Origin of the sequence: Halomonas sp. hl-4 (assembly GCF_900215475.1) — a bacterium.
In the GTDB taxonomy this organism is placed as follows: domain Bacteria; phylum Pseudomonadota; class Gammaproteobacteria; order Pseudomonadales; family Halomonadaceae; genus Vreelandella.
Genome location: NZ_LT907845.1, coordinates 772807 through 790354, shown reverse-complemented (window position 1 = coordinate 790354; position 17548 = coordinate 772807). Strand labels below are relative to the sequence as shown.

Genomic DNA, 17548 nt, shown 5'->3' with positions numbered 1-17548 from the left:
TTTATTAACCCAATGAGAGACGCGATGAGCATCTACGGCGATTACATTAAGTCCGTGATACGCACAGTGCCTGACTGGCCAGAAAAGGGGGTCAACTTTCGTGACATTACCCCGCTGCTGCAAAATAGTGCGGCATTTCGCAAGCTGATCGATAGCTTTGTACACCGCTATCAGGAAATGAACCTGGATGCCATCGCGGCTATCGACGCGCGTGGGTTTATCATTGGGGCTCCTTTGGCCTACGAGCTGGGCTGTAGCTTTGTCCCGGTGCGTAAGAAGGGTAAGCTGCCGTTTAAAACCATCAGCGAAACTTACACGCTCGAATATGGCCATTCAGAAGTTGAGCTTCATTCGGACGCTTTCCAAAAAGACGACCGCATCTTGCTGATGGATGACCTGATTGCTACCGGCGGGACCATGCTGGCCGCCGCGAATCTTATCCAGCGCAGCGGTGGGCATGTCGTTGAGACGGCCACCATTATTGATTTGCCTGAGCTGGGTGGCTCGCAAAGGATTCGCGACGCGGGCTACAGCGTTTTCGCGGTTTGTTCTTTCACCGAAGACGAGTAATGAACGATATGAGCAGCGAACGCTACCATCAGCATTTTACCGTCTCATGGGATCAGCTCCATCGCGATGTGCGCCAGCTTTGCCATCAGCTGGTCGAACGTGACTTCAATGGAATTGTGGCGATTACTCGTGGGGGGCTGATTCCTGCCGCCTTGATCGCGCGCGAGCTGAACGTGCGGCTCATCGATACCGTGTGTATCAAAAGCTATGACCACATGGATCAAGGTGGGCTGGATATTCTTAAAGGCGTTGATCACGACGGCGAGGGATGGCTGTTGGTCGATGACTTGGTCGACACGGGTAAAACCGCTCGTGCGGTGAGCGAAATGTTGCCCAAGGCGCATTTTGTTACCATCTATGCCAAGCCGGAAGGGCGTCCTTTGGTTGATCAGTATTTAACCGAAGTTGCCCAGCACTGCTGGATTCAGTTCCCCTGGGATATGGGCGTTGCCTATGTTGAACCACTGGTTGATCAAGTGAAGAAATAATCATGTCGAATCCGCTTCCCGACGACTGGAATCACTGGCTGGGAAATGAGTTTCAGGCTGACTATATGCGGTCACTGAAACGCTTTCTGGCTGACGAAAAAGCGGCCAAAAAAATCATTTATCCCCATTCATCTCAGTGGTTCCGCGCCTTTGAGTTAACGCCACTCAATGACGTAAAGGTGGTGATATTAGGTCAGGATCCTTACCACGGACCCAACCAAGCACACGGGCTATGTTTTTCGGTACAGGCGGGGGTGGCGGTGCCTCCTTCGTTGCTGAATATCTATAAAGAACTGGCCAGCGATGTAGGTGCCGAACCTGTTAGCCATGGGCATTTGGAAGCCTGGGCGAAGCAAGGAGTGTTGCTGCTAAACACGTCGTTAACGGTTGAGAGGGGCAATGCTGCGTCTCACCGAGGGAAAGGCTGGGAACCTTTCACGGATAGGGCGATTGAGACGGTGAGCGCGCATGCGCTGCCTAGTGTATTCCTGCTCTGGGGCAGTCACGCCCGCCAGAAGAAAACGCTGATTGATACACAGCGTCATTTGGTATTGGAAGCGCCGCATCCCTCCCCGTTATCTGCCCATCGGGGTTTTTTTGGAACCCGCCATTTTTCACAGGCGAATCGCTTTTTGGTCGAGCATGGGCGCGCTCCCGTTGAGTGGCAATTACCCGCCACCCCTTAACCTGGCGGCGGCTTACGGGTAGAATGCTGCCCAATTTTGCAAGTCTGCGACCAGCCGCGTTGCCTATCACCCCCTGCAGTGAGGACGTCCCATGAGTGTCTATTCCATTAATCATCCGCTTGTTCAGCATAAACTGGGACTGATGCGTGAAGTTGATATAAGCACCAAGAGCTTTCGGGAATTGGCAGGTGAAGTGGCTAAGCTTTTAACCTACGAAGCAACCAAGGACCTTGAGCTCGAAGATCACACTATTGAGGGATGGAATGGTGAACCTATTGCTACGAGGCGGCTAAAGGGTAAAAAAGTCACGGTTGTGCCGATCCTTCGTGCTGGGTTGGGTATGCTTGAGGGTGTCACTGATCTAATTCCCAGTGCGCGTGTCAGTGTCGTTGGGCTTTATCGTGACGAAGAGACGCTGCAGCCTGTTCCGTATTTTGCCAAATTTACCAATGACATCGAAGAGCGCATGGCAATCGTAATTGACCCCATGCTGGCGACCGGGGGGTCAATGGTGGCCACCTTGGATATGCTGCGTGAGCGCGGCTGCGAGCACATGAAGGTGATTGTATTGGTGGCGGCGCCAGAAGGTATCAAGCGTGTGCAAGAGGCGTATCCGGGCATAGACATTTACACAGCCGCGGTGGATGAGCGGCTGGATGAGAACGGCTATATCGTCCCAGGCTTAGGCGATGCTGGCGATAAAATCTTCGGTACAAGATAAGCCTTTCATGTTAACCGGCCCCTGGCGTCTTACGTTAGGGGCATTTTTTTGCCCTAGCATAAATCTGAGAGGAGCCGCGTGATGAAAGATGCCCCAAGCCAGCCTGAATCTTGGCCTAGAGTGTTGCTAACCGGGGCCCAAATGCTATTTGTGGCATTTGGCGCCTTGGTCTTAGTGCCACTGTTGACGGGGCTTGATCCGAGTGTGGCGTTGTTCACCGCCGGGGTCGGTACGTTGGTGTTTCATACGGTAACCGGCTTAACGGTACCGGTCTTTCTTGCCTCTTCGTTTGCCTTTATTGCACCGATTCAAGGGTCGATAGCTAACTTTGGTGTCTCGGCAACGCTCGGTGGTTTGATGGTGGCAGGGTTGGTATACGTGGCCATTTCGGCGGCGATCCGCGTGAAGGGAACCGAGTGGCTGCATCGCCTATTACCACCCGTCGTAGTAGGCCCGGTGATTATGGTTATTGGCCTGGCGTTGGCTCCAGTGGCGGTTGATATGGCCACCGGCGAAACCAGCGATCACATCGGTTATGGTGCGGCGCTGTTTTTATCCATGGTAAGTCTACTGGTTACCTTGGTCTTGGCTGTATTTAGCCGTGGATTGCTGCGTTTGATCCCTATTATGGGCGGCATAATAGTTGGCTATTGCCTGGCGCTGTTAATGGGCCTGGTCGACTTTACGCCGGTGCGTGAGGCTAACTGGTTGGCCATCCCTGCGTTTACTGCGCCAAGTTTTCACTGGGCGGCCATTCTGTTTATGATTCCTGTCGCGATTGCCCCAGCGGTGGAGCATATTGGTGATATGGTGGCTATTGGTTCGGTAACTCGGCGTAACTACCTGGAGAAGCCGGGGCTGCATCGTACGCTGTTAGGCGATGGTTTAGCGACCACGGTGGCCGCGCTATTTGGCGGCCCGCCCAATACTACATATTCAGAAGTAACGGGGGCGGTGACGCTAACCCGGGCGTTTAACCCTCGCTATATGGTGGTCGCGGCGGTACTGGCCGTTGCGCTGGCCTTTATTGCCAAGTTGGGGGCGCTTCTGCAAACCATCCCCGGGCCTGTAATGGGGGGGATTATGACGCTACTGTTCGGTTCTATCGCGGTCATCGGGATGAATACGTTGGTGCGTGCCGGGCATTCATTAACCGCCCCGCGTAATCTGGTCGTTGTCTCGTTGATTCTTGTTTTTGGTATTGGCGGCATGCAGGTGGGCGGTGGCCAGTTTACGCTGCAAGGCGTTAGCCTGGCGGCGCTGGTCGGTATTGCGTTGAACTGGATACTGCCAGCCGAGGAAAAAGCTGACGCTGGCGATGCTCACTAACCCTTGTCTATTTGGAGCAGCTCGCTTATGCAGTTGAATTCATCGCTAGCTTTTCCCGTGTTGGGGATTGCTGCCTGGAGTGGGACGGGGAAGACGACGCTGCTCGAGCAGTTGTTACCGCGGCTTCGGGCCGAGGGCATTAAGGTGGCGGTGATTAAGCATGCTCACCATCGCTTTGATGTCGACCAACCCGGGAAAGATAGCTATAAGCTACGCAGTGCCGGGGCGACACCTATTCTGGTCGCATCAAACCAACGCCTAGCGTTGATGCAGGAAACCCCAGGCGGTGAAGAGCCGGATTTAAATCAGCTACTGGCGATGATGGCTGTACACTCACCTGATCTGGTGCTGGTGGAAGGCTTTAAAGCATGGCCCTTGGCCAAGCTGGTGCTTTATCGTAATGGCATTGGGGACGCAGATATTCTACTAGGCCCAGGCGTTGAAGCCGTCGCGCTTGATGGGCCGTCGCCGGTCGCCTTGCCCGCTGCAAGGAGGCAGCTAGCGCTTAATGATACGGACGCCATTGCAAGTTGGATAATCGAATGGATGGCGGGCCAACGGCTCAATGATGTTTCACGCACTGATAGGTGACACCATGCAGTTAACTCATCTCAATAGCCGCGGCGAAGCCCGTATGGTAGACGTTTCAGATAAACAAGAGACGCGCCGCGAGGCGGTTGCATCTGGGCGCATTGTGATGCTTCCTGCCACCCTGACGCAGCTAAGTGAAGGCTCTTTACCTAAAGGTGATGTACTGGCAACTGCACGTATTGCGGGGATTCAGGCGGCAAAACGTACCCATGAGCTGATCCCGCTTTGTCACTCGTTGGCGCTTTCTAAAGTGGCCATTGAGTTTGATGTGGATCCCGCAGAAAGCTGTGTCCATGTTACCGCGAGTTGTCGATTAAATGGGCGTACCGGGGTCGAGATGGAAGCACTGACAGCAGTCTCGGTGGCCTGTTTAACGCTTTACGATATGTGTAAAGCGGTAGATAAAAGCATGCGTATTGACGCGGTACAGCTTGATAGCAAACGCGGCGGTCAGCGGGGAGAGTATCAGCGCGAGACCACGCCTGAAGCGCCGCCGCCGATTGTCACAGGCCAAGGCACCGCCGGTGAAGTCAGCTTGGGAGATCGTTGTCATTCGCCTTGCGTACTGGTCAAGTTTCTTGCCGAGCTGCGTGAGCAACTGGGTGAAAACGAACGGGTGGTGACTTTTGACCAACTGCCCAGTCGCGATATTGCGGGGCTGAAAGCCGCTTTAGCGGCTCAGGACGAACGCTTTCAACTATTGCAGGACCAACGCACGCTTTGTGCGATCAACCAGGTCATGGCCAACGATGGCGCGCGAATTACCGACGATGACGAGGTGGCTTTTTTCCCACCCGTTACAGGGGGCTAAGATGGATATTAGCATCCGCGTTCAAGCGGCGCCTTTTGATATGGCCTATGGTTATGATGCCTGCATCGCCGGACGCACGGATATAGGAGGGGTTGTTAGCTTCACTGGGCTGGTACGTGACTTTAACGAAACCCCTGACGTTACGGGGCTGACCCTGGAGCACTATCCAGGAATGACCGAGGCCACCCTCCAGCGTATTGCTGAGCAGGCGGGGCAGCGCTGGTCACTCAACGCCGTTACGATTATTCACCGAGTGGGGCATATGCGTCCGGGTGATGCCATTGTTAGAGTGCTAGTGGCAAGCGCGCATCGCCGGGAAGCCTTTGAGGCCTGTGATTTCATTATGGACTGGTTAAAAACCCAAGCGCCTTTTTGGAAAAAAGAACACGGCCTTCAGGGTGATTACTGGGTTAAAGAGCGCCGTTCAGATATCGACGATGCCGCCCGCTGGTAATTTCGCAGGCCGACAGAACGGCGAAGTAGCGTTGTCTTAATCGTCAACGATGGGAGCAGGCAGTTCGCTGGCCATAATCTGCAGGTGAACATCAGGTAAATGCTGTAGCCGCTCGGCTAACCAGGCGATTAAACGCGGCTGGAGGCCAAGTCTCAGGTCCGCTAACGTATCAGCGTGCAGTTCGGCAAGCTGGTCATCCAACCATTCGCTGAAGCTGTCTTCGTCCAGCGCATTGGCGCTTGTGTTATCCAGCATTAGGCGTCCAATGCGCGCCCAGCCGGTAGTCGTAGCGGTAACTGGCAGCGCTAAATAAAGGCTGCCCCGGCGCGGGTGGGCGCTACTGTCGCTTTCCAGCCCAGGGTGGGGGACAACACTGTTCTGACTGACGATGCATGGTGGTTGCGGGTAGTGCTGCTCGTGATGCAGCCCCTCTTGATCAAAGCGAATCATGTCGCCATTGACGGGTGCTAGCGGTGCATTAATACCAAGAGTCGCCGCTAGCTGTTGATGGGCCTGTTGATGTTGGCTTTCCCCGTGGACAGGCAGCAGGTGTCTTGGCATTAACCACTCATAAAAGCGAGTCATTTCCTCCTGTGCCGGGTGCCCCGTCGCGTGTAGTTCGGGGTGGCTGAATTCATCGAAGAGCCGAACGCCAAGTTGTTGCAAACGCTTTTTTAGCTGCTCAATGGGTCGCTCATTCCCGGGAATCGCTTTCGCGGAAAAAATCACGTTGTCGCCTGGCTGTAAATCAACGTGAGGGTGACGGCCCTGAGCAAGCCGTTGAAGCGCAGCACGCGGCTCGCCTTGGCTGCCTGTGGCAATGACGACGACTTCATCGGGGGGGAGGTAACCGAGGTCGTGGGCGGGCACTAACGTCGGAAAATCGTCCAAATAGCCGAGACCGCGGGCGACGCCTACCATGCGTTCCATTGAGCGTCCCATCAAACTAACACGCCGTCCGCACTGATAAGCTGCGCGCCCAATTGCCAACACGCGGGCTAAATTACTGGCGAAGCAGGAAACAATCACTCTGCCTTCGCAGGCGGCGAGCGTTGCGGCAAGTGCTCGGGCGACATCACCTTCGCTGCCCGAGTGGCCTGGCATCGGAGCGTTAGTGGAATCGCCTATCACCAAGTCAACTGGCGCGAGTGCCTTGAACTGTGCTTGATTGATCGGCTCACCGATGATCGGCTCGGGATCAAGCTTCCAGTCCCCGCTATGCAGCACGCGGTAGAGACCTGCCATGACGATCAACGCGCAGCTCTCGGGTATTGAGTGAGGAACCGCCAGATAGCGAAGGATGAAAGGGCCGCTTTGCAAGGCCTCACCGGGCTCGACTACATGGATGGCGGCGCTGCTGAGTTGATGCTCGGCAAATTTGAGACGCAATAAGCCTGCCGCCAGGGGCGTGGCATAAATGGGGCATTGCCAGTGAGGCCAGAGCCAGGCAACTGCGCCAATATGGTCTTCATGCCCGTGGGTGATATACAGCGCTTTAGGCGCGATGCCCAATGCTTTCGGCGTCGCCAGGTTGGGGACTTGGAGCGGAGCGTTGGGTAAATCCTGACGAATCATCATGCCGCAATCCACGGCGATCCAGTGATCCTCGTAGCCATATAGCGTCAGATTCATGCCAATCTCCCCACAACCGCCTAACGGCAAGATGCGCAATGGGGGGCGACGACGGGGACGAATATGAGCGCGCGGTGGATGCATCAGAGTAATAAAGCCTAAAAAATAATTCCTCAACTATACGGTAAGCGGCGGTCGGCTAACAATCATCGCCGTGACAGTCGATGATTGCGGGCGTCGCATTGGGTACACTAGACGTTTGTTGAATGCCCATGGACGGCCATGACAATAGCCGCGTGGTAAACCGTTAAGAGTAATGACTATGTCGCATTTTTATCGTTTAGTGGTGTCCTGCCCAGACCAGGTGGGAATTGTGGCGGAAGTATCGAGTTTTATTGCCGCGCAAGGCGGGTCTATTACTGAGGCTAGTCAGCATTCTGATCTGCAAACCGGGCGTTTTTTTATGCGCTACGAAATATTAGCGGATTCATTGGGTATGTCGGCGGAAGCGTTACGTTCGGCCTTTGAACCTGTGGCTGCGCAGTTTGATATGCAGTGGGCGTTGGTCGATACCCAGAAGCGTCGGCGGGTCGTGTTGATGGTATCGCGAGAATCACATTGTTTGGTTGATTTACTCTACCGCTGGCAGGTAGGTGAGCTTGATTGCGATATTGTTGGCGTGATATCGAATCATGATGATATGCGGTCGTTAACCGAGTGGTACGGTATTCCCTATCACCATGTTCCCGTGGATCCCAAGGATAAACCAGCGGCCTTTGGGCAAGTGCAAGCGCATATTGACCAAGCGCGAGCAGACTGCGTGGTGTTGGCCCGCTATATGCAAATTCTGCCGCCAGCGTTGTGCCAGCGCTATGCGGGGCAGGTGATCAATATCCACCACAGCTTTCTGCCCTCATTTGCCGGTGCCAAGCCGTATCACCAAGCCTATGAGCGCGGTGTAAAGCTAATAGGCGCAACTTGCCATTACGTTACCCAAGAGCTGGATGCGGGACCTATCATTGAGCAAGACATCCACCGGGTCAGTCACTGTCATACACCGACGGCTCTGGTGCGCTTTGGGCGTGACGTGGAAAAAGCCGTGCTAGCACGAGGTCTTCGTTGGCACTTGGAAGACCGCGTGCTGGTGCACGGTAATAAAACCATCGTGTTTAGCTAGCGTTAGCCAAGCGCTTGGCCATTGCCACCGCGGATAACGCCGACGCCCACACCTTCGATTTCGAGTGGCTGGCTACGTAGGTCGATCTCGATCGGGGCAAAGTCGGTGTTTTCCGCGATTAAAGTGACGTGATGGCCTTCGCGTTTAAAACGCTTAACGGTCACTTCATCTTCCAGGCGGGCAACGACAATTTGCCCATCCCGAATGTGCTGGGTACGGTGTACAGCGAGCAGGTCGCCTTCCAGAATGCCGATGTTTTGCATTGAAAGCCCGCGCACACGTAACAAATAGTCCGCTTTGGGCGTGAAGTAGTCGGCGGGTAAGGGGCAGTAGCGGTCAATGTGCTCGGCGGCCAGGATAGGACTGCCTGCCGCGACTTCGCCAATAATAGGTAAACCCGTCGCCTGATCCGTTGCTGATGGTTGGGTATCAAGCGTCTCCTGGGGCTCCTGGTTGGGTAAGCGGATACCGCGGGATGTGTTGCGGATGATGCGTATGACGCCCTTGCGCTCAAGTGCCCGCAAATGCTCTTCTGCCGCATTGGGCGAGCGAAACCCTAGCGCTTTGGCGATTTCGGCCCGGGTAGGCGGATAGCCAAGCTCGGCCATGGTTTTGACAATAAAGTCGAAGACATTTTGTTGACGAACAGTTAACGGCCGCGACATACCAGCCTCCAATTGAATAAGTGGGCAAGACAGCGTCTGTTTACCTTTTGGCTATGTGGTTAAGTATACAGTATGTTTCCCTGTCCAGTATATCTTTGAGTTAGTCTGGCTAACAACCTGATGTATAAGGAGATGCGGTTGCGCTACAGGTGCGTCTTTTATCGCCAGGTAAACGTTGAGAGCTATCTAGCGATAACGTAGTATCCTAGTTTGTTTAAAACAGCCGTTTTTATGGACCGTTTTTATGGAGAGCAGCATGGCTCAATCGGATACGGTGACGCGCATTCTAGATACTGCGGAAGTGCTCTTTGCAGAGCGTGGTTTTGCCGAGACGTCCTTACGCAATATTACCAGTAAGGCGCGAGTCAACTTGGCCGCGGTGAATTATCACTTTGGCTCTAAAAAAGCGCTTATTCAGGCGGTATTCGCGCGTTATCTGGATCCGTTTTCGCAGCGTTTTCATAGTGCTCTAGACGATCTTGAAGCTCGCTATGAAGGGCGCGATATTCCCCTTGAGGTGCTGCTCGAAACCATGGCGACAACCGTGCTGACGGTGCCCGCTGAGCGCAATAGCCTAAAAGTCTTTATGCGTTTGCTTGGCCTTGCGTACAGCCAAGCCCAGGGCCATTTGCGCCGCTACATTCAGCAAGAATACGGGGATGTCTTTAGCCGATTCACTGATTTAGTGCGCCGCGCCACTCCTGATTTGCCGGACGCCGAGCGCTTTTGGCGGCTACACTTTATGTTAGGTACCGTCATCTTTACGCTTTCGGGACTGGATGCGCTGCGCGATATTGCTGAAAAGGATTACCACCAGCACGTCACGGTGCGCGACTTGGTTCGCCGCCTTCGACCGGTGGTGGTGGCGGCAATGAACGCGCCGCTACCTGACGAGAAAGACATTGAGAATCATGCAGACACCGTCGCTCATTGAGTTGCCTCCCCGCCAGGCGTTATGGCTCGAAATTGCCATTCAGGCACAGCAGTTACGTGCCTGGCAAGGCGATGTATGTCGCTATGAGTGTAATATTTCCACCGGGCGTGCCGGCGTTGGGTGTCAAGACGGGAGTGGGAAAACGCCTATTGGCTGGCACTATATTCGCGCCGCGATTGGCGGTAATGCCCCGGAAAACGCCGTGTTTAAAGGCCGTCGCTGGACGGGGGAAGTGTTTAACACTGAGATGGCTGCTGAGTTCCCTGAGCGAGATTGGATTCTGACGCGCATTCTATGGCTATGTGGACTTGAATCGGGGTTAAACCGTGGCGGCCTGGTGGATTCGCAGCGTCGTTATATTTATCTGCACGGTACGCCGCCGGATCAACCAATGGGCCAGCCAGCCTCGCATGGTTGTGTGCGTTTGCGTAATGACGACCTCCTTTGGCTCTTTGAACAGGCCCCACCCGGAACGCCTGTCTGGCTTCACGACAGGCATTGATCGTTGGATTCACGCTAATCATCGTCTAGTATTGGCGCTTTTTTTGGACATCCCGCTATGACACATCCATTAGGCTCGGTCATGTTGGACCTTGAGGGGACCACGTTGACCGCTGCAGACCGGCAGTTGCTGAAAACGCCCGCGGTGGGAGGCGTCATCCTATTTTCGCGCAATGTCGAAGACGCCTATCAGGTACGTCGATTGTGTGGCGAGTTGCGCAAGTTACGGCCTGATTTGTTGTTGGCAGTGGACCAGGAGGGCGGTCGCGTTCAGCGCATCAAGGAAGGATTGACGCGCCTGCCGCCGATGGCGCGTCTCGGTGAGTATTATCAGCAGGATCGCGCGGCGGCGCTTGCCTTTACCCAGGATGTTGGGTGGCTACTGGGCATGGAGATGGCCGCCTGCGGCTTGGATATTAGTTTTGCCCCCGTGCTGGACGTTGACAGCGGATTGTCCAGCATGATTGGTGATCGCAGCTTTGGCCCTGAGCCCGAGCAAGTCAGCGAATTGGGCGGGGCGTTAGTGGCGGGGCTTCATGACGCCGGTATGGCGGCGGTTGGCAAGCATTTCCCAGGGCATGGCGGCGTGGCGGCGGATTCGCATCTTGCGCTGCCGATTGACGATCGCTCGTTTGAAGCCCTGAAACAACACGATCTGATTCCCTTTAGCGCTCTGGCGAAAAAGCTCGATGGAGCCATGCCCGCGCATATTGTGTACTCGGCCTTTGACTCGCGACCCGCTGGTTTTTCGCCTAGCTGGCTTGGCATGCTTCGCCAGTCGCTGGAGTTTAGAGGTTGCATCTTTTCAGATGACTTGAGCATGGCTGGTGCTCATCAAGCCGGGGGGCCACGCGAACGTGCGGCGGCTGCGTTGGCAGCGGGTTGCGATATGTTGCTGGTATGCAATGATCGTAATGCGGCGCTTGAAGTGGTGTCCGCCGTCCCCGCACCCCAGTCCGTCCGGCCTGGAAAACTTCGCTATAAGCGTGCTCGGCCAGACTTGGATGCATTGCCCGCGCTCAGCCGCTGGCGTCGCACGCATGCCCAGCTTGAGGCAATGGCGACCCTGTCAACTGGCAATTAAAGACCGTTTTTACCCAGCAGGTTGGAATTTTAATGGCAAAGCTAGATAAAGAAGCGCTCGCGTCGCTCGACTCCATGCGCGAGCTAATGGACAACGCCGACTGTTTGATTTCCCAGCAGCAGGTGGAGCAGGCGCTGGACCGTATGGCCGAACAGATCAGCGACGATCTAGGCGATAAACTGCCGGTTTTTTATTGCGTCATGAATGGCGGGTTGATTACCACTGGTCACTTGTTAACCCGACTGGGGTTTCCCCTTGAGGTGGATTACTTACATGCCACGCGCTACCGCAATGAAACCCGCGGTGGTGAGCTGTTCTGGCGGGTGTCGCCGGAAATCCCCATGGCCGGACGGCACGTGGTCATCGTCGATGACATTCTAGATGAAGGGACGACATTGGCTGCGATTCTGAATTACTGTCAGGAAGCGCAAGCGGCCAGTATTACCACGGCGGTGCTGGTCGATAAGCGTCATGACCGAAAAGCAGTCCCTGGTTTAAAAGCGGACTATTGCAGTCTGGAAGTTGCCGACCGTTACGTGTTTGGTTTTGGCATGGACTACAAAGGCTACTGGCGTAATGCCCCAGGGATTTTTGCACCCAAGGGCATGTGAGCCTGCGATTTCCGGGGTTAGCGGGGCGAAAAACGCCGCGCTAACCCGGTTTCGGCAATCATGCGAGTGGATATCTCTTCCACTGAGAAACGAGTGGCATCGATGTAAGGCACATGCAGTCGTCGATACAACGCTTCGGCCTGCTCAATTTCCTGCATACATTGATCCATCGAGCTATACCGACTATTAGGTCGGCGCTCGTTGCGGATCGCCGCCAGACGCCGTGCGTCAATCGTTAGGCCAAATAATTTGTGCCTGTGGGGTGCGAGTGCCTTGGGCAGTTTTAGCATCCCATCTTCATCCAGGTCGTCTTCTGTAAGCGGGTAGTTGGCGGCGCGAATACCAAACTGTAAGGCCAGATAGAGCGAGGTAGGTGTTTTGCCGCAGCGCGATACGCCTACCAGGATGATATCGGCTTTATCGTACTGATGGGTGCGCGCCCCATCGTCGTTATCCAACGCGAAATGCACTGAGTGAATGCGATCCATGTAGACGTCGTCGCTACCAATCGAGTGCGTTCGCCCCACGCTATAGGACGAATGGGTGGCGAGTTCCTGCTCCAGAGGTTCAAGAAACGTAGAGAAAATATCTACCTTGAAGCCGGAGGCTTGACGAATCACGTCGCGGATTTGTTGGTCGACAATCGTATCGATAATAATTGGCCTTTGGCCGTCGTGGACCGCCGTGGCGTCGATGATCTGAGCTAAGGCCTTAGCTTTTTCCACGGTGTCGATATAAGGCTTGGTTTGCATATTGATCTCGACATCACTGAATTGGGCTAAAAGGCTCCTGCCCAGACTCTCGGCGGTAATGCCGGTCCCGTCCGAAATAAAAAAAGCCGTGCGCTGCATGGTATTCGCTCCCCGTAACGTTGCGCATATTGTGTGCTGGGATAGCGTTGGGCACAACTGTGCTTGATCGGTGACTACAACAAACGCTCAAAAATGCCACCTGTTGTAAAAATCCTCCACTCTCTTCGCTATTAGACTAATGGCGAATACGCAGAGGCGGTGCTAGGGTGAGCGCATTCATCTTCAGCGGTTGACATGACCGCTGGCCTATTGAGCGAGGGGGTTGCGTGAACAATTACATTCTATGGTTCGATCAACTGGGCATGGCCGACGTCGAACGCGTGGGTGGTAAAAATGCCTCGCTTGGCGAAATGATCTCCAATTTATCCGGGGCAGGGGTTACCGTTCCCAGCGGGTTCGCGACGACGGCTCACGCCTACCGCGAATTTCTTGCCCATGAGGGACTCAATGAGCGTATCAACCAGACCCTGGCGCGTCTCGACGTTGATGACGTTAAGGCGCTGGCTGAAGCGGGCAAAATGATACGCCAGTGGGTCATTGATACGCCGTTACCCCCCACCTTTGAAAACGAACTGCGCGCTGCGTACGAGACGCTTCAGCAGCGTCATCCTGCGTTAAAAGCCGCGGTGCGCAGCTCGGCCACCGCTGAAGACTTGCCCGATGCCTCCTTCGCTGGACAACAGGAAACCTTCCTCAATATCGAGGGGTTTGACAATATCAAGCGTGCTGTCCACGAAGTCTTTGCGTCACTGTTTAATGACCGAGCGATTTCTTACCGGGTTCATCGTGGGTATGCGCATGAGAATGTTGCGCTGTCGGCGGGCGTGCAAAAAATGGTGCGCTCTGAAACCGGCGCGTCGGGCGTCATGTTTACGTTGGACACCGAGTCGGGTTTCCGCGATGCGGTATTCGTTACAGCGTCTTGGGGGTTAGGCGAAACCGTTGTGCAAGGGGCCGTTAACCCAGATGAATTCTATGTTCACAAGCCGACCCTGGCGGCGGGGCGCCCTGCGGTACTTCGGCGTAACCTGGGTTCAAAACTGATCAAAATGGTCTATGGCGAAGATGCCAGTGCGGGTAAATCGGTTGAGACTATCGATGTGCCGTTAGTCGATCGTGGGCGTTTCTGCATTAACGATCAACAGGTGATGGCATTGGCGCGACAAGCCGTGACCATTGAACAACACTACCAACGACCCATGGACATTGAGTGGGCGCTGGACGGCGACGATGGTGAACTATACATTGTGCAGGCGCGGCCAGAAACCGTCGTGTCGCAGCAGGAAGGCGGCAAGCTTGAGCGTTTCCACCTGCGCGAGAAAGGCCGCACCCTGGTCACCGGCCGCGCGATCGGCCAGCGCATTGGCCGTGGTACTGCCAAGATAGTCATGACCCCTGACGACATGGATAAAATCCATGATGGCGATGTATTAGTGACCGATATGACCGACCCTGATTGGGAACCGATCATGAAGCGCGCTTCAGCCATCGTGACCAACCGTGGGGGTAGAACCTGCCATGCGGCGATTATTGCTCGGGAACTGGGAATCCCTGCCGTCGTCGGCTGTGGCGATGCCACCACGCGATTGAGCGAGGGCAGCGACGTTACCGTGTCATGCGCCGAAGGGGATGCCGGTCATGTTTATGAGGGGCTGCTGGCCTTCGACTGTAAAGTTTCTAACGTCGATACCATGCCCGAGATCCCCTTCAAGATCATGATGAACGTGGGTAACCCGGACCGCGCGTTTGGGTTTGCCGGTCTTCCTCATGCCGGGGTGGGGCTTGCGCGACTTGAGTTCATTATTAACCGCATGATTGGCGTTCATCCCAAAGCGCTGCTGGAGTACGACACACTGCCGTCTGATCTGCAGCAGGTGATTGATATGCGTACCGCCGGCTATGCCGATCCGGTCAGCTTTTACGTTGATAAGCTTGTAGAAGGTATTTCGACGTTGGCGGCAGCCTATTATCCTCAGCGCGTCATCGTGCGGCTTTCCGACTTTAAGTCAAACGAGTACGAAAACCTGATTGGTGGCAAGCTTTACGAACCCGGCGAAGAGAATCCGATGCTCGGTTTCCGGGGGGCTTCACGCTATATCTCAGAGGCGTTCCGTCCCTGCTTTGAGCTTGAGTGCCGGGCGCTCAAGCGTGTGCGAGAAGAAATGGGGCTTGATAACGTTGAAATTATGGTGCCTTTCGTTCGCACGACAGAAGAAGCTCGCGAGGTGGTCGAACTGCTGGCGACCAACGGTCTCAAGCGTGGCGATAATGGCCTTAAGGTCATTATGATGTGCGAACTACCCGCCAACGCGCTGCTTGCGGATGAGTTTCTTGAGCATTTCGATGGTTTCTCGATTGGTTCCAACGACCTAACACAGCTAACCCTTGGGTTGGATCGCGACTCCGGTATCGTGGCGCATCTCTTTGACGAGCGAAACGAAGCGGTCAAAAAGCTGCTGTCGATGGCCATCAAGGCCTGTAAAGCCCAGGGCAAATACGTCGGCATCTGCGGCCAGGGGCCTTCTGATCACCCTGATTTTGCGAAGTGGCTGATGGAGCAGGGCATCGATTCAATATCGCTCAACCCAGACGCAGTGATTGAAACCTGGTTTATGCTGGCTGGCGAAACCATCGCAGAATAATAATTAGCAGGCTAGTTGATAAGCGCCCGGCCATTGTGCTGGGCGCTTGGGTTTAATAGGCTAGCGATCTAACGCGGTTGGATTGAACGAATTGGCGGAGTCGGTCGTGATGCCCTCGAAAAAAATTGCCTGGTTACTGCCCGGCCTATTGGTAGTGTCTCTCCATAGTTGGGGCTTCGATTATGAAACGCCCTCCATCTCACCTGAAGACGGTTCTGGCTATGAGGAAAAGCCTGGCTGGTCTGCTGACTCCTTCGCGGTGGCAGCTGCCAATCCGCTGGCCACCGATGCGGGTTACCAGATATTAAAAGCCGGGGGCAATGCGATCGACGCGGCTATTGCCGTCCAGATGGTGCTCGGGCTGGTTGAGCCGCAATCCAGCGGCCTGGGTGGCGGGGCGTTCTTGCTTTACTACGATGGCGAGGACGTGCGTGCTTACGATGGTCGTGAGACCGCGCCGAGCGCCGTGGACGGCGAACTGTTCATGGAAGATGGCGAGCCATTGGCGTTTATGGAGGCGGTGGCTAGTGGCCGTTCCGTGGGCGTACCGGGTACTGTTCGGTTGATGGAAAAGGCGCATGCGGCCCATGGCAGCCTGTCCTGGGAAGCGCTATTTACTCCGGCGATCACTCTGGCGGAAGAGGGCTTTGAAGTGAGCCCGCGGCTCCACTCTAGCTTAGACAGTGATGATGCCTTGCCCGATAACGAGCTGGCGCGGGCCTTTTATTATGATCAGGAGGGAGAGCCCATTGAGGTAGGCGAGACCCTCAAAAATCCGGCTTTAGCCGAGATATTAAAACGCATCGCCGAGGAAGGCAGCAGTGCTTTTTATGAGGGTGATATAGCTCAAGATATTGTTGACCGAGTCAGTGAGCACCCCGAGCGGCCAGGGGAGCTGTCACTTGAGGACCTTGACGCCTACGAAGCCGTTACCCGCGATCCGATTTGTACACCTTGGCAGCAGTGGAAGGTGTGCGGCTTTCCACCGCCCTCGTCAGGGCATCTTACGGTCATGCAGATTTTAGGCATGCTCGATCAACAGCCTCTACTCGAAGCGCCCCTTGATGACGGCGTGACCAGCAGCGGCTGGCTACATCAGTTTTTAGAAGCTTCGCGTTTAGCCTTCGCAGATCGTAACTACTATATCGGCGATCCGGATTTTGTTGATGCCCCCGGCGGTGACTGGTCGACAATGCTGGCGCCACGCTACCTTGCCGAACGCAGCGCGATGATCGGTCAAGAGAGCATGGGAAGCGATGCCGAGCCCGGCCAACCCGGTGATATTGAAACCAGTTGGGCACCGCAGCCAACTCAGCCCGAATACGGGACGAGCCATATCAGTATTGTCGATGCTGAGGGTAACTCGGTTGCCATGACGACCACCATTGAGCAGGCATTTGGCTCGCGAATTATGACCGATGGCGGTACTGATCTGCCGGGGGGCTTTTTACTCAACAATGAGCTTACGGATTTTGCCTTCGAGCCCGAGCAGGACGGCGAGCCCGTGGCTAATCGTGTTGAACCCGGCAAACGGCCACGTTCCAGTATGAGCCCAACGTTGATCTTGGATAATGATAGCGGCGACTTGATAGGAAGCCTCGGCTCCCCCGGTGGTGCGGCCATCATTCATTATACGGCGCGCACGCTGATGGCACTTCGCGACTGGGGAATGAACGCACAAACAGCGTTAAACCTGCCCCATGCAGTTACCCTTGGAGACGATGTGTGGGTAGAGGAAGGGCGTTTTCCTGAGGCGACCCTTGAGGCACTTAGAGAGCGGGGGCATAACATCAGCGAGCGTGAACTAACCAGCGGTCTACAGGCCATCATGCGCTCAGAGGATGGCGAGCTGTTTGGCGGGGCCGACCCGCGCCGGGAAGGGGTGGTGATGGGCGATTAA

Annotated in this window: 18 protein-coding genes; 15 read left to right on the top strand and 3 right to left on the bottom strand. The window is 55.1% G+C overall.

What is annotated here, in order from left to right; genetic code table 11:
• Positions 1–24: 24 nt before the first annotated feature.
• From CPH17_RS03895 to moaE, 8 genes are all read left to right on the top strand, one after another.
• Positions 25–570, top strand: coding sequence for an adenine phosphoribosyltransferase (locus CPH17_RS03895; RefSeq protein WP_074396227.1), 546 nt, complete (start codon positions 25–27; stop codon positions 568–570).
• An 8-nt stretch (positions 571–578) separates the two neighbouring features.
• Positions 579–1058 (top strand): xanthine phosphoribosyltransferase, encoded by a 480-nt coding sequence (gpt, locus tag CPH17_RS03890; RefSeq protein WP_074398484.1) that lies wholly within the window; start codon positions 579–581, stop codon positions 1056–1058.
• 2 nt (positions 1059–1060) lie between these two features.
• Entirely contained in the window at positions 1061–1744 is a 684-nt protein-coding gene (ung, locus tag CPH17_RS03885) for a uracil-DNA glycosylase (RefSeq protein ID WP_172898686.1), read from the top strand.
• A gap of 91 nt (positions 1745–1835) precedes the next feature.
• A complete protein-coding gene (upp, locus tag CPH17_RS03880; RefSeq protein WP_074396229.1) occupies positions 1836–2465 on the top strand; it encodes a uracil phosphoribosyltransferase in 630 nt (209 codons plus the stop codon).
• Between the two features lie 81 nt (positions 2466–2546).
• Complete coding sequence (locus tag CPH17_RS03875; RefSeq protein ID WP_074396230.1) at positions 2547–3794, top strand: uracil-xanthine permease family protein; 1248 nt, start codon at positions 2547–2549, stop codon at positions 3792–3794.
• 27 nt (positions 3795–3821) lie between these two features.
• Positions 3822–4385 carry a molybdopterin-guanine dinucleotide biosynthesis protein B gene (mobB, locus tag CPH17_RS03870; protein WP_074396231.1) on the top strand — a complete coding sequence of 188 codons (564 nt, stop codon included), beginning with the start codon at positions 3822–3824 and terminating at the stop codon, positions 4383–4385.
• Positions 4386–4389: 4 nt separating this feature from the next.
• Positions 4390–5196 (top strand): cyclic pyranopterin monophosphate synthase MoaC, encoded by an 807-nt coding sequence (gene moaC / locus CPH17_RS03865; RefSeq protein ID WP_074396232.1) that lies wholly within the window; start codon positions 4390–4392, stop codon positions 5194–5196.
• 1 nt (position 5197) lies between these two features.
• The gene (gene moaE, locus CPH17_RS03860) at positions 5198–5650 is read left to right on the top strand and encodes a molybdopterin synthase catalytic subunit MoaE (protein WP_074396233.1); all 453 of its coding nucleotides are present in this window, start codon (positions 5198–5200) and stop codon (positions 5648–5650) included.
• Positions 5651–5686: 36 nt separating this feature from the next.
• Here the strand turns inward: moaE and CPH17_RS03855 are convergent, their stop codons facing one another.
• Positions 5687–7282 (bottom strand): ribonuclease J, encoded by a 1596-nt coding sequence (locus CPH17_RS03855; RefSeq protein WP_074396234.1) that lies wholly within the window; start codon positions 7280–7282, stop codon positions 5687–5689.
• 262 nt (positions 7283–7544) lie between these two features.
• On the opposite strand from CPH17_RS03855, the gene purU reads away from it, so the two are divergent.
• Positions 7545–8399, top strand: a complete 855-nt coding sequence (gene purU / locus CPH17_RS03850; protein WP_074396235.1) for a formyltetrahydrofolate deformylase — start codon at positions 7545–7547, stop codon at positions 8397–8399.
• Between the two features lie 2 nt (positions 8400–8401).
• Here purU and lexA read toward each other — a convergent pair whose 3' ends face one another.
• On the bottom strand, positions 8402–9064 hold the full coding sequence (gene lexA / locus CPH17_RS03845; protein WP_096298303.1) for a transcriptional repressor LexA: 663 nt from the start codon (positions 9062–9064) through the stop codon (positions 8402–8404).
• Positions 9065–9320: 256 nt separating this feature from the next.
• Between lexA and CPH17_RS03840 the strand changes: the two genes are divergently transcribed.
• From CPH17_RS03840 to CPH17_RS03825, 4 genes are read left to right on the top strand one after another with little or no spacing between them, the layout of a single operon-like run.
• Positions 9321–9998: a TetR/AcrR family transcriptional regulator gene (locus CPH17_RS03840; protein WP_074396237.1), complete on the top strand. Its 678-nt coding sequence runs from the start codon at positions 9321–9323 to the stop codon at positions 9996–9998.
• The gene (locus CPH17_RS03835; RefSeq protein ID WP_074396238.1) at positions 9976–10500 is read left to right on the top strand and encodes a L,D-transpeptidase; all 525 of its coding nucleotides are present in this window, start codon (positions 9976–9978) and stop codon (positions 10498–10500) included. The genes CPH17_RS03840 and CPH17_RS03835 overlap by 23 nt, the downstream gene beginning before the upstream one ends.
• Before the next feature lie 57 nt (positions 10501–10557).
• On the top strand, positions 10558–11583 hold the full coding sequence (gene nagZ, locus CPH17_RS03830) for a beta-N-acetylhexosaminidase (protein ID WP_096298301.1): 1026 nt from the start codon (positions 10558–10560) through the stop codon (positions 11581–11583).
• A gap of 32 nt (positions 11584–11615) precedes the next feature.
• The gene (locus CPH17_RS03825; RefSeq protein ID WP_074396240.1) at positions 11616–12194 is read left to right on the top strand and encodes a hypoxanthine-guanine phosphoribosyltransferase; all 579 of its coding nucleotides are present in this window, start codon (positions 11616–11618) and stop codon (positions 12192–12194) included.
• Positions 12195–12211: 17 nt separating this feature from the next.
• Here CPH17_RS03825 and ppsR read toward each other — a convergent pair whose 3' ends face one another.
• Complete coding sequence (gene ppsR, locus CPH17_RS03820; RefSeq protein ID WP_074396241.1) at positions 12212–13045, bottom strand: posphoenolpyruvate synthetase regulatory kinase/phosphorylase PpsR; 834 nt, start codon at positions 13043–13045, stop codon at positions 12212–12214.
• A gap of 227 nt (positions 13046–13272) precedes the next feature.
• Between ppsR and ppsA the strand changes: the two genes are divergently transcribed.
• Both ppsA and ggt read left to right on the top strand, forming a co-directional pair.
• Positions 13273–15648 (top strand): phosphoenolpyruvate synthase, encoded by a 2376-nt coding sequence (ppsA, locus tag CPH17_RS03815; protein ID WP_074396242.1) that lies wholly within the window; start codon positions 13273–13275, stop codon positions 15646–15648.
• 109 nt (positions 15649–15757) lie between these two features.
• Positions 15758–17548 (top strand): gamma-glutamyltransferase, encoded by a 1791-nt coding sequence (gene ggt, locus CPH17_RS03810; RefSeq protein WP_074398485.1) that lies wholly within the window; start codon positions 15758–15760, stop codon positions 17546–17548.

Bases quoted from the DNA above. Each gene is read 5' to 3' on its own strand.
- nagZ (WP_096298301.1), top strand. From the start codon at position 10,558: ATGACACATCCATTAGGCTCGGTCATGTTGGACCTTGAGGGGACCACG.
- purU (WP_074396235.1), top strand. From the start codon at position 7,545: ATGTCGCATTTTTATCGTTTAGTGGTGTCCTGCCCAGACCAGGTGGGA.
- CPH17_RS03825 (WP_074396240.1), top strand. From the start codon at position 11,616: ATGGCAAAGCTAGATAAAGAAGCGCTCGCGTCGCTCGACTCCATGCGC.
- moaC (WP_074396232.1), top strand. From the start codon at position 4,390: ATGCAGTTAACTCATCTCAATAGCCGCGGCGAAGCCCGTATGGTAGAC.
- ppsR (WP_074396241.1), bottom strand. From the start codon at position 13,045: ATGCAGCGCACGGCTTTTTTTATTTCGGACGGGACCGGCATTACCGCC.
- upp (WP_074396229.1), top strand. From the start codon at position 1,836: ATGAGTGTCTATTCCATTAATCATCCGCTTGTTCAGCATAAACTGGGA.
- lexA (WP_096298303.1), bottom strand. From the start codon at position 9,064: ATGTCGCGGCCGTTAACTGTTCGTCAACAAAATGTCTTCGACTTTATT.
- ggt (WP_074398485.1), top strand. From the start codon at position 15,758: ATGCCCTCGAAAAAAATTGCCTGGTTACTGCCCGGCCTATTGGTAGTG.
- CPH17_RS03875 (WP_074396230.1), top strand. From the start codon at position 2,547: ATGAAAGATGCCCCAAGCCAGCCTGAATCTTGGCCTAGAGTGTTGCTA.
- gpt (WP_074398484.1), top strand. From the start codon at position 579: ATGAGCAGCGAACGCTACCATCAGCATTTTACCGTCTCATGGGATCAG.
- CPH17_RS03855 (WP_074396234.1), bottom strand. From the start codon at position 7,282: ATGAATCTGACGCTATATGGCTACGAGGATCACTGGATCGCCGTGGAT.
- CPH17_RS03895 (WP_074396227.1), top strand. From the start codon at position 25: ATGAGCATCTACGGCGATTACATTAAGTCCGTGATACGCACAGTGCCT.
- mobB (WP_074396231.1), top strand. From the start codon at position 3,822: ATGCAGTTGAATTCATCGCTAGCTTTTCCCGTGTTGGGGATTGCTGCC.
- moaE (WP_074396233.1), top strand. From the start codon at position 5,198: ATGGATATTAGCATCCGCGTTCAAGCGGCGCCTTTTGATATGGCCTAT.
- CPH17_RS03840 (WP_074396237.1), top strand. From the start codon at position 9,321: ATGGCTCAATCGGATACGGTGACGCGCATTCTAGATACTGCGGAAGTG.
- CPH17_RS03835 (WP_074396238.1), top strand. From the start codon at position 9,976: ATGCAGACACCGTCGCTCATTGAGTTGCCTCCCCGCCAGGCGTTATGG.
- ung (WP_172898686.1), top strand. From the start codon at position 1,061: ATGTCGAATCCGCTTCCCGACGACTGGAATCACTGGCTGGGAAATGAG.